General features: G+C 45.5%; 13 protein-coding genes. 5 read left to right on the top strand and 8 right to left on the bottom strand.

Annotation, left to right across the window (positions count from 1 at the left end; all coding sequences use genetic code 11):
- Window positions 1–89: 89 nt before the first annotated feature.
- Both LYZ37_RS16620 and LYZ37_RS16625 read right to left on the bottom strand, forming a co-directional pair.
- Complete coding sequence (locus LYZ37_RS16620) at window positions 90–602, bottom strand: DUF6653 family protein (RefSeq protein WP_272787984.1); 513 nt, start codon at window positions 600–602, stop codon at window positions 90–92.
- A gap of 9 nt (window positions 603–611) precedes the next feature.
- Window positions 612–1,037, bottom strand: a complete 426-nt coding sequence (locus LYZ37_RS16625) for a gamma-glutamylcyclotransferase family protein (protein WP_272787985.1) — start codon at window positions 1,035–1,037, stop codon at window positions 612–614.
- A gap of 288 nt (window positions 1,038–1,325) precedes the next feature.
- On the opposite strand from LYZ37_RS16625, the gene LYZ37_RS16630 reads away from it, so the two are divergent.
- Both LYZ37_RS16630 and LYZ37_RS16635 read left to right on the top strand, forming a co-directional pair.
- On the top strand, window positions 1,326–2,633 hold the full coding sequence (locus LYZ37_RS16630; protein WP_272787986.1) for a hypothetical protein: 1,308 nt from the start codon (window positions 1,326–1,328) through the stop codon (window positions 2,631–2,633).
- A gap of 30 nt (window positions 2,634–2,663) precedes the next feature.
- On the top strand, window positions 2,664–3,719 hold the full coding sequence (locus tag LYZ37_RS16635) for a hypothetical protein (RefSeq protein ID WP_272787987.1): 1,056 nt from the start codon (window positions 2,664–2,666) through the stop codon (window positions 3,717–3,719).
- A 158-nt stretch (window positions 3,720–3,877) separates the two neighbouring features.
- Here the strand turns inward: LYZ37_RS16635 and trpS are convergent, their stop codons facing one another.
- Window positions 3,878–4,900 carry a tryptophan--tRNA ligase gene (gene trpS / locus LYZ37_RS16640; RefSeq protein ID WP_272787988.1) on the bottom strand — a complete coding sequence of 341 codons (1,023 nt, stop codon included), beginning with the start codon at window positions 4,898–4,900 and terminating at the stop codon, window positions 3,878–3,880.
- Window positions 4,901–5,220: 320 nt separating this feature from the next.
- Here trpS and LYZ37_RS16645 point away from each other — a divergent pair, with 320 nt between their 5' ends.
- The 3 genes from LYZ37_RS16645 to LYZ37_RS16655 all read left to right on the top strand — a co-directional run bounded on the left by LYZ37_RS16645 (window position 5,221) and on the right by LYZ37_RS16655 (window position 6,782).
- Window positions 5,221–5,448, top strand: coding sequence for a ParD-like family protein (locus LYZ37_RS16645; RefSeq protein WP_004743666.1), 228 nt, complete (start codon window positions 5,221–5,223; stop codon window positions 5,446–5,448).
- Window positions 5,438–6,220 carry a type I methionyl aminopeptidase gene (map, locus tag LYZ37_RS16650; RefSeq protein ID WP_272787989.1) on the top strand — a complete coding sequence of 261 codons (783 nt, stop codon included), beginning with the start codon at window positions 5,438–5,440 and terminating at the stop codon, window positions 6,218–6,220. The genes LYZ37_RS16645 and map overlap by 11 nt, the downstream gene beginning before the upstream one ends.
- Before the next feature lie 148 nt (window positions 6,221–6,368).
- Window positions 6,369–6,782: a VF530 family DNA-binding protein gene (locus LYZ37_RS16655; RefSeq protein WP_004743668.1), complete on the top strand. Its 414-nt coding sequence runs from the start codon at window positions 6,369–6,371 to the stop codon at window positions 6,780–6,782.
- Between the two features lie 68 nt (window positions 6,783–6,850).
- Here the strand turns inward: LYZ37_RS16655 and LYZ37_RS16660 are convergent, their stop codons facing one another.
- The 5 genes from LYZ37_RS16660 to oppB are packed head-to-tail and all read right to left on the bottom strand — an operon-like array spanning window position 6,851 to window position 12,501.
- Window positions 6,851–8,638 carry an aminopeptidase P family protein gene (locus LYZ37_RS16660; RefSeq protein ID WP_272787990.1) on the bottom strand — a complete coding sequence of 596 codons (1,788 nt, stop codon included), beginning with the start codon at window positions 8,636–8,638 and terminating at the stop codon, window positions 6,851–6,853.
- Window positions 8,635–9,633 (bottom strand): ABC transporter ATP-binding protein, encoded by a 999-nt coding sequence (locus LYZ37_RS16665; protein ID WP_272787991.1) that lies wholly within the window; start codon window positions 9,631–9,633, stop codon window positions 8,635–8,637. Before LYZ37_RS16665 ends, LYZ37_RS16660 begins: the two co-directional genes overlap by 4 nt.
- A gap of 8 nt (window positions 9,634–9,641) precedes the next feature.
- Complete coding sequence (locus LYZ37_RS16670; protein WP_272787992.1) at window positions 9,642–10,631, bottom strand: ABC transporter ATP-binding protein; 990 nt, start codon at window positions 10,629–10,631, stop codon at window positions 9,642–9,644.
- A gap of 9 nt (window positions 10,632–10,640) precedes the next feature.
- Window positions 10,641–11,570: an ABC transporter permease subunit gene (locus LYZ37_RS16675; protein WP_272787993.1), complete on the bottom strand. Its 930-nt coding sequence runs from the start codon at window positions 11,568–11,570 to the stop codon at window positions 10,641–10,643.
- Window positions 11,571–11,580: 10 nt separating this feature from the next.
- Window positions 11,581–12,501, bottom strand: a complete 921-nt coding sequence (oppB, locus tag LYZ37_RS16680; protein ID WP_272787994.1) for an oligopeptide ABC transporter permease OppB — start codon at window positions 12,499–12,501, stop codon at window positions 11,581–11,583.
- Between the last annotated feature and the right edge of the window lie 46 nt (window positions 12,502–12,547).

Here is a 12,547-nt window from a genome sequence, read left to right on the forward strand (position 1 = left end):
GCATTTGTTTAAACTGCTGTTAATTTGTCATGGTTTCAGTTTAGCCGAATATCTGAAGCCTGCCTGAGGGTAGTCGCTAGTAGTGTCGCCTAGTCTTTATGCCAAGACTGATAAATTGGGTTTAAATCCTTCACATCCTGATAAATCCAAACCATACGATCAACAAACCATGCCTTGGTGGCCATAAGCCACAATGTACTGAATAGCATCGATTCGACATGGAGTGTACAAACCCCATAGAGCCAAACGGGTAAACCGAGAAGCTGTAGCAGCATCAATATTTTGCACATAATAAGGTGATGCTTGGGGATTAAGTCTTCTTTATTTCGATTGAGGTAAATGCGTTCGCCAAATGTCCCCATTGAAGCCCAATTATTGGTTGAAGTGGGAGCAGGAAACACTCGCGGATTTAACCAAATCCAGGCTAATGCCAAAAGTGTTGGAACCAAAGCATACCAGCCTAACCACTCTCTTGATGCTAGGGCAGAGGTGAGCAGCGGCAGAGTGGAAAAGCGAGTATAGACACTCCAAGGGCTAGAGTGTTTCGCCCATGCGTTGTCGTCCATAGACATGGCTTTTTCTGCAAACTTCAGAATGTCCATTTCAAACCTTTAGGAAGTGGCATAGCGGCTACGATAAAGCTTCGCGTGTGACAAACAATATTCATCCGTTAACTGAGCACGAATATCAGCGTCTTTGAGCATTTCTGGTGGTTTACCATAAGCAAACACGGTCAGTGATTCCCCAGTTTCCACGCACTCAACTTCAAGTGAGATTCTCCGATAACCGTCCTTCGCACCAATACGTTCAAGCTTGTCCATTGCCGACAACGCTTGGTCAGTAACGCTAAAAATTTGCCCTTTAACTGGATGACCTTGTCCGTGTTGTAACACTAACCAAGGGGAGTGGCGTTCACCAATCAGGTAAAGAGGGAATCGCTGTTTGGTTTGGAATGTATTGCCATAGCGAGTCCCTTTATTAGTTTTAAAATTAGGAAAACCTTCCTTTAGCGTCCCAAAAACAAATACCTTATGCACTTAACTCTCCCTAGTTTGATGGCAAACAGTATCACATCAATATGCCACTAATAGGGTATGGGTGCAATTTCTAACCAAACATTCTGAGTAGAAGGGAACTCGGTTACTGTCTTTTTAGTCTTGGTATGTCGGATTGCATATTTCGAGTGAATTGTTTTGGACCTAGCTGATATCCAAAAGTGTGACACGACTGGGCGTACCGTTTGAGCACTCCCTATTTTTGTAGACTATAGTTTTTTGGTTTAACGGCACTTTATAAAATTTTGACGTCAGAATCAGGAGCAAAAAATGGCACTAATTCTTCATACGGGGCCAAAGGGAGGGTTTAACCCATCTGGCGACCACCATACGACATATCAACAACTTGAGCAGGCAATTGGTGAAGTGTCTGGTTCTTCAGTTACTCTGTACTTTCATGGTGGTTTGGTAGCTGAGAGTCGCGGGATGGACTCCGCCAATAAGTTCATTCGATATTTTGGCACCGATCAGAGTACGCCGATCTGTATTGTTTGGGAATCTGGTCTAGGTGAAACATTGACTCAACGTTTTGGTGATATCGCCAAACAAACCATCTTTGGTTGGATAATTAAGCTTGCGACCAAGGTTTTCAATCAACGTACTAATGTGCATGGAATGATGAAGCAAAATGATGCTGATATATGCCGAAGCTTAAGTGATCACACTCGACAGCTAGTCGATGAACAAGCTGTTTATGATTCTTTTTTAGTTAGTGCGCAGAAAGTGCTTGAAGAAGAGCAAGACCTTCGGTTTCAGATCTCAGCTTCAGAAGCCGAAGTTCTTGATCAAGATAAGGCATTGTTTGGTAGCGCTCGCACACTGGTGAAAGCGACTCAGGTAGTGGCTAGCTCGGCAGTACGCTTTTATAAAGGTAGCAATCATGAGGTGATTCCGACACTTATTGAAGAGACCCTTCGAGCCTACTATTTAGATAAACTTGGCGAGTCTGTTTGGAGTGCGATGAAACTAAAAACTGACCAGATGTTTGAACAGGGAAAGAAGACGGAGAAGCTAGGAACAGCCCTTATTGATTTACTTAGCCGTAGGCAGATTTCAACGGGGCAGCCTATAGAGATTAATCTTGTTGGTCATTCCGCTGGGTCTGTAGCAATCTGTCACCTGTTAGATATGGTCGCCATTGATTACCCTGATCTCACAATTAATAAAGTCGTGTTTGTAGCTCCTGCAGTTACGGCTGAACAAGCAGTTTCATCAGTAGTTAATCGAAGCGCTTTATTTAGAGACTTCCGTATGTTCACTATGTCTGATGAGTATGAAAAAAAAGATGATGTCGCCTTTGTTTATAGCGCGTCGCTACTTTATTTTATCAGTGGTGTTCTTGAAGGTGAAACTGATAAAGCCCTAGCGGGCATGATGCGATTTTATCAAGATAATCAGTTTTTTGACCGTAAAGGCGTACAACAATGGAAAAGTTTTATTGAGCAGCCTGATCATCTAGTGCAATCTCCCACACCGCAAGATGCCCAGGATGGTTTTAAAACAACTTACACCACACATGGTGGCTTTGGCACTGATAAGACAACTATTGAGAGTATTAAACACTTTATCGCTAGTTAGTTTTCAGGGTTAGGAATATAGGGAAATAATATGAAGTATCTGATGAAATATTGGTTAGCCGTGTTGGTGGTGTTAGTACAAAATGTGCATGCCTATGAACTTGATATGAAGAGCAAACTCGATGCTGACAAGTTCGAGTACAAAAATACTAAAACCATTAAAGGTATGGGCAAGCCGGTACATGAGAATTTGATTGTTCAATCCGTTTTAGCTGCTCACCTGCCGCATTATAGCGAGGAAGATAAGCGGGAGTTGATTGAAGGTTTGGTGTTGGGGGTACGGTGGAATGATGATCCTCTTCATATGTTTCGTCTACATTCGGTGACAGCTAGTGCTTTGTTCGCACACTCTTGTAAAAGAAAAACGGCGGAGAAAATCAATGTCCAGTGGGATCTGTTTTACCGAAGTCATTGTGGTGACATGCAGTTCTTGCACGCTATGGCTTCAAAGAAACAAGAATCGGCACAAGAGACATATCAGAAGTTAGAAGCTTGGCTTGAATTTACTTATAAAACATCAACAGGTTCATTACCGACCGATTTACGATTTAGAAGTGTGCATTTCAGAATGTCACCGCAAGCTGCTGCTACCTTTAAAGCGGTTATGATTCATCCAAATGGAGGTAGAAGCCTTTGGCGAGCGGAAGGAATGTTTAGCTTTGATTGCACAAGATCCTGGTTTGGTGGCGAGATCGAGTGTGAATACATCAAGTTCTCAAAAGAGAATATTCGCAATATCGCTTTAGGTTCTTTACTACATGTTATACAAGACTCATACTCCGAATCACATACACAACGTGATACTTCAGGGAAAATCGTCAGGTTTGGGGCTTATACAATGCAAGATAAAGGTGAGCATGCCAAAAAAGATGAGTCGGTTACTACACCACACAAGGTCAGCTTAGTAGATGTTTCAGCCAAAATTATTGAAGCAGCGTTGGCTGATCGCCAGAAGTCATATCCATTTGATACGGTAGTTCGAACTGAACTCGATAGTTGGGCTAGAGTCAAATCAGAATACTTATTGCCAGTTATACTTCCGAACGTACCTACGTCAACTCCTAGCAACTTAGGATTAGGTAAGTAAACATCTGCTTCATTTTTGTCACACCCTCCGCCAGATACGTAATCGTATCTGGTTGTTTTTTTAGCCACTTTAGGAGCTTTACTCACTTCACATTTTTTTACTCGTATATAATGAAAAAGGCCGCTTACTCAAGGCACGTAGCTGCCCTATGAAAGCTTTCAAAACAGATTCAATCCAAACACTTCTTTTACCTTGGACAACATCAGTTGTGTTCTTTGATGAGACTTGATGCTGCCTTGTTTTAGCACCTCAATAAGCTGCGCTTTGTCAGCGAGATATTCGGCACGTTTCTCTCGTATTGGGCGAAGCATTTCTTGCAGGCACTCCTCAAGGATTTTCTTCGTTGTACCATCACCGAGACCGCCTCTGCGATAGTGGGCTTTAAGCTGCTCGACATAGCCTTTGTCGGTATGAAAGGCATCAAGATAGGTGAAGACGATATTACCTTCCACTTGCCCTGGGTCTTCTACTCTTAAATGGTTTGGATCGGTAAACATTGACTTTACCGCAGCGCGAATCTCTTTTTCATTTGCACCTAGATTGATGGCATTACCCAAACTCTTAGACATCTTGTTTTTGCCGTCAGTACTGGGTAAACGAGGCGCGTCACTCAGTAACGGGCGGCATTCATTGATGATTGGTTCACCCGCTAGATTGTTAATTTTTCGAACGATTTCATTGGTCTGTTCGAGCATAGGGAGCTGGTCATCGCCAACCGGAACCAGCGTCGCGTTAAATGCGGTGATATCGGCTGCCTGAGAAATCGGGTAAGTAAGAAAACCAGCCGGAATAGAGCGCTCAAAACCTTTACTCTGGATTTCATTTTTAACGGTAGGATTGCGTTCTAAGCGCGCTATAGAAACCAAATTGCTATAGAACATAGTGAGTTCGGCAAGAGCAGGCAGTTGAGATTGCAAACAGATGGTTGTTTGCGATGGGTCTATGCCCACGGCTAAGTAGTCTGCCACCACATTCAAAATGTTTGATGAGACTTTTGCTGGGTTGTGCGCATTGTCGGTGAGGCCCTGCATGTCTGCGACCAAGATGGTTTGATCATGTTGTGCTTGCAGGGAAACGCGCTGTTGCAGCGAGCCGACATAATGACCTAAATGCAAAGGGCCTGTTGCTCTATCCCCTGTAAGGATGACTTCGCGCTGTGAAGGGGTTGGATGATTGTTCATGGTTTATCTCCGAGTTAAATAGATCGCTACTGGAGATAAAAAAGCACCACACTCTTAGCTACCATCCAGCAGCGTAAGAATGTGACTATTCCGCGCCGCTCTAGTTAGAGCGCCACCAGAAAAGATTGATGTGAGAGGTTTTAAATTCTTTCATCCTCACAACGTAACAGTATTTGTGTAGTGAGGCAATATGCGCATTTCTATTAACTCATTGATCAATATTGCGATTAGAGGCCCATGATTGATCTGATCATTCTTTACTTGACCCATTAAGCACGACATATACAATAAATATACGATTTATATATAGAGTGTATTTGATGGGTATTGTTAAGATTTCAGATGAGTTGCATGAAGAGCTCAGAAAAGCGAGCTCTGTGATGGCGCGTTCGATCAACTCGCAGGCAGAATTCTGGATCAAGATTGGTATGCTTGCTGAGCTGCATCCTCAGCTCTCTTTCAATGACTTGGTGGCAGATTTAATGAAATCGGCAGAAGTGTCAGTGACCAATGTTTCTGCGACAGAAGGCGTTGCTAATGAACAGTAATGTAGCGATTAAGTCAAAAAGCGAGATTGAGTTGATGCGTACCTCCGGCAAGTTATTGGCTAAGGTGTTTCAAATGCTGGATGACTACGTGAAGCCGGGTATTTCAACTATGGACATTAATAACCGAGTTGAAGATTTTATTGTCAATGATCTACAGGCGAGACCTGCTAGCAAAGGGCAGTATGATTACCAGTACGTGCTCAATACTTCGTTAAATGAAGTGGTTTGTCATGGTGTGCCTAAAGCGAGCCAAATCCTAAAAAGTACCGATATTATCAATCTGGATATTACGCTAGAGAAAGGTGGCTTTATCACTGACTCAAGCAAAATGTATGTGATGCCTGACGCAAATCCACTGGCGCGAAAGTTAGTTAAAGTCACTTATGAAGCAATGTGGCAGGGGATCAAGCAAGTGAAACCAGGAGCGCGTCTTGGTGATATTGGCCATGCCATTCAAAGCTATGCAGAGACTTACGGCTACAGCATAGTAAGAGAGTATTGTGGTCACGGCATTGGTCGAGAAATGCATGAAGAGCCGCAAGTGCTTCATTATGGTATTCGCGATACCGGTTTGCTGCTAAAAGAAGGCATGGTGTTCACCATCGAGCCTATGGTTAACCAAGGTACCGAGAAAACCAAGACTAAGAAAGATGGCTGGACGGTGATAACCCGAGATAAAAAGTTGTCTGCTCAATCAGAGCATACTGTGTTGGTCACTAGTAGTGGATATGAAGTGCTGACGTTACGAGAAGAAGAAAGCTTACCTAGTTGATAATAAGGATAGGGAAGCTAGATTAACTCTGCTAGAATCCGCGCCACCAAGTGTTGTTGCCCTTACTATTTGGACATCTACCCATCAGGGTATGCGTAACACTGGCTATTTAACTCGCTGCAATTAGTAAGACACCTAGGATCTCAATATGATGACCGATGAAGAAAGAATTGAACTACAACAAAATAACCCTTTACACGGCCTGAAACTAGAGACTTTACTACAAGAGTTAGTAGACTTTTATGGTTGGGATATTCTTGATACCGCAATGCGCTTCAACTGCTTCCACACCAACCCTTCGATTGCTAGTAGTGTTAAATACTTAAAGAAAACCGACTGGGCGCGAGAGAAAGTAGAAAACTTTTATTTGTACCGTTTTAAGCGAATGCCTAGAGCGTCTAGTGAAGAGTATGATTTACCTCCGCGCGCTCGTACTTTCCCACATGGCTTAAAACCAAAAGAGCCGATGGAACTGACCGTTGAATCAATATTGAATTCACAAGCAAAGGCGGCCTCGGCGCATAAAGCGCGTTCTTCGCGCGGTGGTCGTTCACGAAAATAACGCTTCAACCAAACCTATTGATTCTGCCAGATACATCATGGCGTATCTGGCAGAGTGACTCTATGAGGTTAGATCGCCTGCGTGGCTTTCTCTAACCAAACTTTTCCTTGCTCATCGAGGCCTGGTGAGAGCTTGCACCAACACTGCTGATGGTAGCCATTGAGCCATTCAATCTCACTGCTATCCAGCATCGATTTATCGATCATCTTGGTCGCGATTGGCGCGAGGGTTATGGTCTCAAAGCCATAGAAAGTGCCAAATTCGTTCTCTTCTAACTCGACCACTTTCATGATGTTTTCAATCCGAACTCCATGCACACCTTCGCGGTAAACACCGGGCTCATTAGTTATCACCATACCCGGTCTAAGGGTGACTTCGGCAGGATTTTGCGAAAAGTTTTGCGGCCCTTCATGAACATTCAAACATACGCCGACACCATGACCCGTGCCACATTTATAGTCGATGCCATGTTGCCACAACACCCCGCGCGCCATGATATCGAGATTGGCTCCAGTCGAGCCTTTCATAAAGCGAGTTTGTGTTAGGCGTATGACAGCCTTTAGCACTAAGGTGTAGTCTTTTCTTTCTTGTGTTGAAGGGTTGCCAAAGTGGAAGGTGCGAGTGATGTCTGTGGTACCACCTGGATATTGCCCACCCGAATCGACAAGGAAGAAACGGCTCTCATCGATTTGGTAGCAGCTTGATGCATCTGCCGCGTAGTGCATCTTAGCGCCATGCTCAGCAAACCCTGCGATGGTTCTGAAGCTTTCACCTAAATAGCCATCAATCTGTTTGCGGTAACCCATTAATTGTTGTTCGGCATTTAACTCGGTGACTTTGCCACTAGGTACTTGCTCATCTAGCCATTGCATGAATTTCACGACCGCCACGCCATCTTGGCGCAAGGTCTCTTCCATACTTGCAAGTTCGGTTGAATTCTTTTGGGCTTTCATCAGTGTGACAGGGCATGGGCGGTCAAGCAGACAGAGCTCAGATTTAATCTGGCTTGCTAACAGGCTGTCACAGTTTTTGGCGGTATAAATGACCCTAGCGCCTTTTTCGATAAGGTTTAATGCTGTGCTAAGGTGTTCGTAATCATGGATATGAACCTGAGATTCTTCAAGTGCAGCGACAACTTGCTGAGTGAGCTTTTGATTATCAATAAACAAACGACAACTTTGCATATCGACAAGTAGGTAGCCTTCAGATATCGGACAATAAGCGGTATCACCTCCGCGAATGTTGAGCGCCCACATCACGTCGTCTAGCGTTGAAATCAATAGTGCATCGGCCTTCTGAGCATTGAGGTATTGACGAATCTGAGCGACTTTTTCGCCACATGTTAGCCCTGCAACCTCTATTGGATGGTTAAAAACAGGCGCTGTTGGTCGTGACGGTCGATCATGCCAAATGGGGGAAATCAGATCGTGCTCTAGTGCCACTCGAATCGATTTGTCTGCGAATGCGCTATTAAGCTCATCGAAAAACTGCTTGCTGATACTGCGACCATCGACACCTACCGTCGCGTTTTCCGGCAAGGTTTGAGCTAACCATTGCGCAATTGTTGGCGTCTCGGCTAGGCGTGCTTTAAACAGCGATAAACCAGAGCCTTCGATTTGCTCGGCTCCTTGAATGTAGTAGCGTCCATCTGTCCAAAGCCCACCGCAATCTTTGGTCACCACCACATCGCCAGCAGAGCCAGTAAAGCCGGATATCCACTGCCTTGCCAGCCAATAATCGGCCGAGTATTCACTGGCATGTGGGTCATTATTGGTGACGATATAAGCATCAAAACTATGTTTTTGCATGCCGTCACGTAAAGCGTTAAGTCGTTGTGGAACAGTGGTTAAAGTCATAATGTTTGGCTTCCTAGCAAAGTATGAGTACAGAAAATGTGGTGGTCTGGCAGACCACTTCGAGTCGGTTTTTGTTGGCCACATAAATCGGTGGCACTTGGGCAACGAGTGCGAAATACACATCCACTTGGTGGATTGAGCGGTGATGGAAGATCGCCAGGCAATAGTTGAATTTCACGATTGCGAGCGAGTGTTGGGTGAGCGATAGGAACAGCAGATAGTAAGGCCTTGGTGTAAGGGTGCTGGGCGTCATCGAAAACCTTATCGTAGCGGCCAACTTCCATCGGTTTACCTAAATACATCACCATGACACGATCGCTTATGTGTCTTACTACACTTAGGTCGTGGGCGATCATGACCAGTGTTAACCCCATCTCTTGTTTTAAATCATCAAGAAGATTAATCACCTGCGCTTGTATCGATACATCAAGGGCGCTGACAGGTTCATCACACACCACTAAGTCGGGTTTGAGGATCAGAGCACGCGCGATGCCCACGCGTTGACATTGACCGCCCGAGAATTCATGCGGATAGCGATTTCGCTGGCTCGCAAGTAAACCCACTTTGTCCATCATCGCGATAACGCGGCTTTCTACCTCTTGGCGACTTAAATGGGGTTCATGAGTCAGCAAGGGTTCAGCGATACATTCGGAGATCGTCAGACGAGGATTCAAACAGGCAGAAGGATCTTGAAACACCATTTGAAACTCACGACGTTTTTTCGCTAGCTCTTGTTTACTAAACCCACGCATATCTTGCCCCTTCCATGAGAGCTCGCCACCTGTCGGTTCTATCAGGCGAAGCAGTGCTCGTGCTAGGGTTGATTTTCCACACCCAGACTCACCGACAATGCCTAAAGTTTCTCCGCGGAATACTTCTAAGTCGATACCATCGACGGCTTTCACCACTTTGCGTTTACTTGGCAATATGTGCTTATTGATTGCGAAGTGAACTTTTAAATCACGCGCTGAAAGTAAAACTTCTGGTTGGTTCATGTTACCTCCTAAGCTGAACGTGCAATGGATGTGATGGAAGCGGGGGCTTTGACATGGCAAGCTAACCCTTGGCTCGTAGAGAGCGCTCTAAATGGCGGCATTTGCGCACTGCACTCCGCCCGGTACTCGTTACAACGTTCTTTAAAAGGGCAGCCTTTGTTGTGAATCAGTGCACTAGGGGGATTGCCGGGAATGGTAGGCAGGCGATCCATATCTTCACTGATTGAAGGTATCGCTTTGAGAAGACCTTGTGTGTACGGGTGAGAAGGAGTCGAAAAAATTGACTCCGTATCTGCTTCTTCCATTTTGCGCCCGCCATACATGACTAAGACTCGATCACACATTTCCGCGACCACGCCCATATCATGGGTAATAAGCAGAATGGCGGTGTTGAACTCGGCTTGCAGCTCACGCAATAGAGTCAAAATTTGCGCTTGTACCGTCACATCCAATGCGGTGGTCGGTTCATCCGCGATCAATAGCTCAGGCATACACAGTAGTGCCATTGCAATCATCACTCGTTGGCGCATGCCGCCTGACATTTCATGCGGATATTGCGCCATCCTTGTGGCCGCTGATGGAATCCTTACCGCATCAAGCATCGCAATGGCTTCTTTATCGGCTTCTTTACGTGACATGCCTTTGTGAATCATCAAAACTTCGGCAAGTTGCTTACCAACTTTCATAAACGGGTTGAGTGAGGTCATCGGATCTTGGAAGATCATGCCAATCTTTTCTGCACGAATATGATTGAGTTGGCTTTTTGACATCGAAAGTAGGTTTTCGCCATGGAAATTGGCCTCTCCGCTGACCAAACCATTGTCAGCAGTTAAGCCCATCAGCGCAAAAACCGATTGGCTTTTGCCCGAGCCAGACTCGCCGACAATGCCCAAGGTTTCGCCTTTGTTTATGCTATAGGACAAATCACTGACCGCTTGCACTAAGCCATCAGGGGTTTGGAAGCGCACATTCATCTGGTTAATCGAGAGAATACTCATCACTACTCCTTAGCGATCTTTTGGATCGAGTGCGTCACGCAGACCATCACCGATAAAGTTAAAACAGAACAAGGTGGCAACAAGGAAAACTGAAGGGAATACCAATTGCCAAAGGGCGACATCAATTGTTTTCGCGCCCTCAGCGATTAAGATGCCCCAACTGGTATCGGGTGGTTGAACACCCAGCCCCAAAAAGCTTAGGAAGGATTCAAACATAATGAACCCGGGCACCATGAGTGAGGAGTAAACCATCACAATGCCCAGTACATTGGGTAACACGTGACGGCGCACTATGGTCAATCGAGACACCCCGATAGAATGGGCTGCTTCGATAAACTCCCTTTTCTTGATACTGAATGTGACACCGCGTACGACCCTAGCAATGCCGAGCCAAGAGACCATGCCGATCACAACAAAGATCAGGTAGATATTATTGCCAAATAGGGTAACGAACAGAATGACCAGAAACATAAATGGGACGGAGTCGAGCACCTCGATAATGCGCATCATAGTGCTATCAACGATCCCCCCGAGGTAACCAGATAAGGCTCCCCAAGCGGTTCCAATCACCACCGCGACCAGTGCGCCCATAAAGCCAACCATGATCGAAAGCCTGCCTCCCTGCATGGTGCGGGCGAAGATATCTTGGCCTAAGTCATCGGTACCAAAGTAGTGCCCTGAACTTAGCGAAGGTTTACCTAATTCATAAGGGTCAGCAACCACGTTCCAATCAATTTCATCGTGACCGAAGGCAGCAAGCTGTGGGCCGAACGTGATACACAAGACAATAAACATCAGCACATAAATGGATGTCATTGCGGCACGGTTTTTACGAAAGCGAGTCCAGGCGTCTTGCCATAAGCTACGCCCTTCTACCGCTTCAACTTGAGAGCTTACTTGATCTGCTAGCTCCTGGGCGTCAATACGTTTGGTTAACATTGGTTACCTCCTAAACACGAATACGCGGGTCGATGACGGTATAGAGAATGTCGACCACCAAGTTAAACAAGATGGTAAGAGAGGCGACAATCAGGGTTATGCCCATGACTAAGCCGTAATCTCGATTAAGAGCTCCAGAGACGAAGTGTTGCCCCATACCTCCGGTACTAAAGAAGATATCGATGATCACTGAGCCAGTGACAACGGCTACAAAGCTCGGACCGAGCATCGCCACAATCGGTATGAGTGAAGGGCGAAGTGCGTGATGAAACAGGATGTAGCTGGTGGACAGTCCTTTTGCTTTTGCTGTACGTATATAAGGTTGATTGAGCGTCTCAATCATTGCGCCGCGCATGACCCTAGCGATACTTGCTACAGAGCCAATCGCCAAACTAAGTACAGGTAAAATCAAAAACGAAGCTTGTCCGCCTTCCCATCCGCCTGCGGGTAGCCAGCCTAAATGGATAGAGAAAATAGTCACAAGCACCGGCGCCAAGACGAACGCTGGAATCACAACTCCTGTCATTGAAAGCGACATAAGTAAGTAGTCTAGTTTTCCATTGCGATTGAGCGCGGCTATGGTGCCTAGAACCATCCCTAGTGGGACGGAAATACAAAAAGAAATTACGCCCAACACTGCTGATACTGGCCATGATTGCGCGACAAGTTCGGTGACACTAAAGTCTTGGTAAACGAAGCTAGGGCCAAGGTCGCCCTGTACAAAGTTACCAATGTAGATAAAAAACTGAACAATAAAAGGTTCATTAAGGTGAAACTTAGCTTCAATATTAGCGCGTACCACTTCTGGCATCGGCCTTTCCATATCAAATGGCCCGCCCGGGGCAATATGCATTAGCCAAAAAGAAACCAAGGCGATGAACAGTAATGTGGGCACTGCGATAAGCAAGCGACGGAGAATATACAGCAACATGACGCATCCTTTCGTTCAAAAAAGCCCGCTACCGATGAGTAGCAGG

This window comes from Vibrio tubiashii, from assembly GCF_028551255.1.
Taxonomy (GTDB): domain Bacteria; phylum Pseudomonadota; class Gammaproteobacteria; order Enterobacterales; family Vibrionaceae; genus Vibrio; species Vibrio tubiashii_B.

What these genes read in the sequence shown, in the direction of transcription:
- LYZ37_RS16675 (WP_272787993.1), bottom strand. Translation starts at nt 11,570, where the DNA reads ATGTTAACCAAACGTATTGACGCCCAGGAGCTAGCAGATCAAGTAAGC.
- map (WP_272787989.1), top strand. Translation starts at nt 5,438, where the DNA reads ATGAACAGTAATGTAGCGATTAAGTCAAAAAGCGAGATTGAGTTGATG.
- LYZ37_RS16630 (WP_272787986.1), top strand. Translation starts at nt 1,326, where the DNA reads ATGGCACTAATTCTTCATACGGGGCCAAAGGGAGGGTTTAACCCATCT.
- trpS (WP_272787988.1), bottom strand. Translation starts at nt 4,900, where the DNA reads ATGAACAATCATCCAACCCCTTCACAGCGCGAAGTCATCCTTACAGGG.
- LYZ37_RS16655 (WP_004743668.1), top strand. Translation starts at nt 6,369, where the DNA reads ATGATGACCGATGAAGAAAGAATTGAACTACAACAAAATAACCCTTTA.
- LYZ37_RS16665 (WP_272787991.1), bottom strand. Translation starts at nt 9,633, where the DNA reads ATGAACCAACCAGAAGTTTTACTTTCAGCGCGTGATTTAAAAGTTCAC.
- LYZ37_RS16660 (WP_272787990.1), bottom strand. Translation starts at nt 8,638, where the DNA reads ATGACTTTAACCACTGTTCCACAACGACTTAACGCTTTACGTGACGGC.
- LYZ37_RS16670 (WP_272787992.1), bottom strand. Translation starts at nt 10,631, where the DNA reads ATGAGTATTCTCTCGATTAACCAGATGAATGTGCGCTTCCAAACCCCT.
- oppB (WP_272787994.1), bottom strand. Translation starts at nt 12,501, where the DNA reads ATGTTGCTGTATATTCTCCGTCGCTTGCTTATCGCAGTGCCCACATTA.
- LYZ37_RS16620 (WP_272787984.1), bottom strand. Translation starts at nt 602, where the DNA reads ATGGACATTCTGAAGTTTGCAGAAAAAGCCATGTCTATGGACGACAAC.
- LYZ37_RS16635 (WP_272787987.1), top strand. Translation starts at nt 2,664, where the DNA reads ATGAAGTATCTGATGAAATATTGGTTAGCCGTGTTGGTGGTGTTAGTA.
- LYZ37_RS16645 (WP_004743666.1), top strand. Translation starts at nt 5,221, where the DNA reads ATGGGTATTGTTAAGATTTCAGATGAGTTGCATGAAGAGCTCAGAAAA.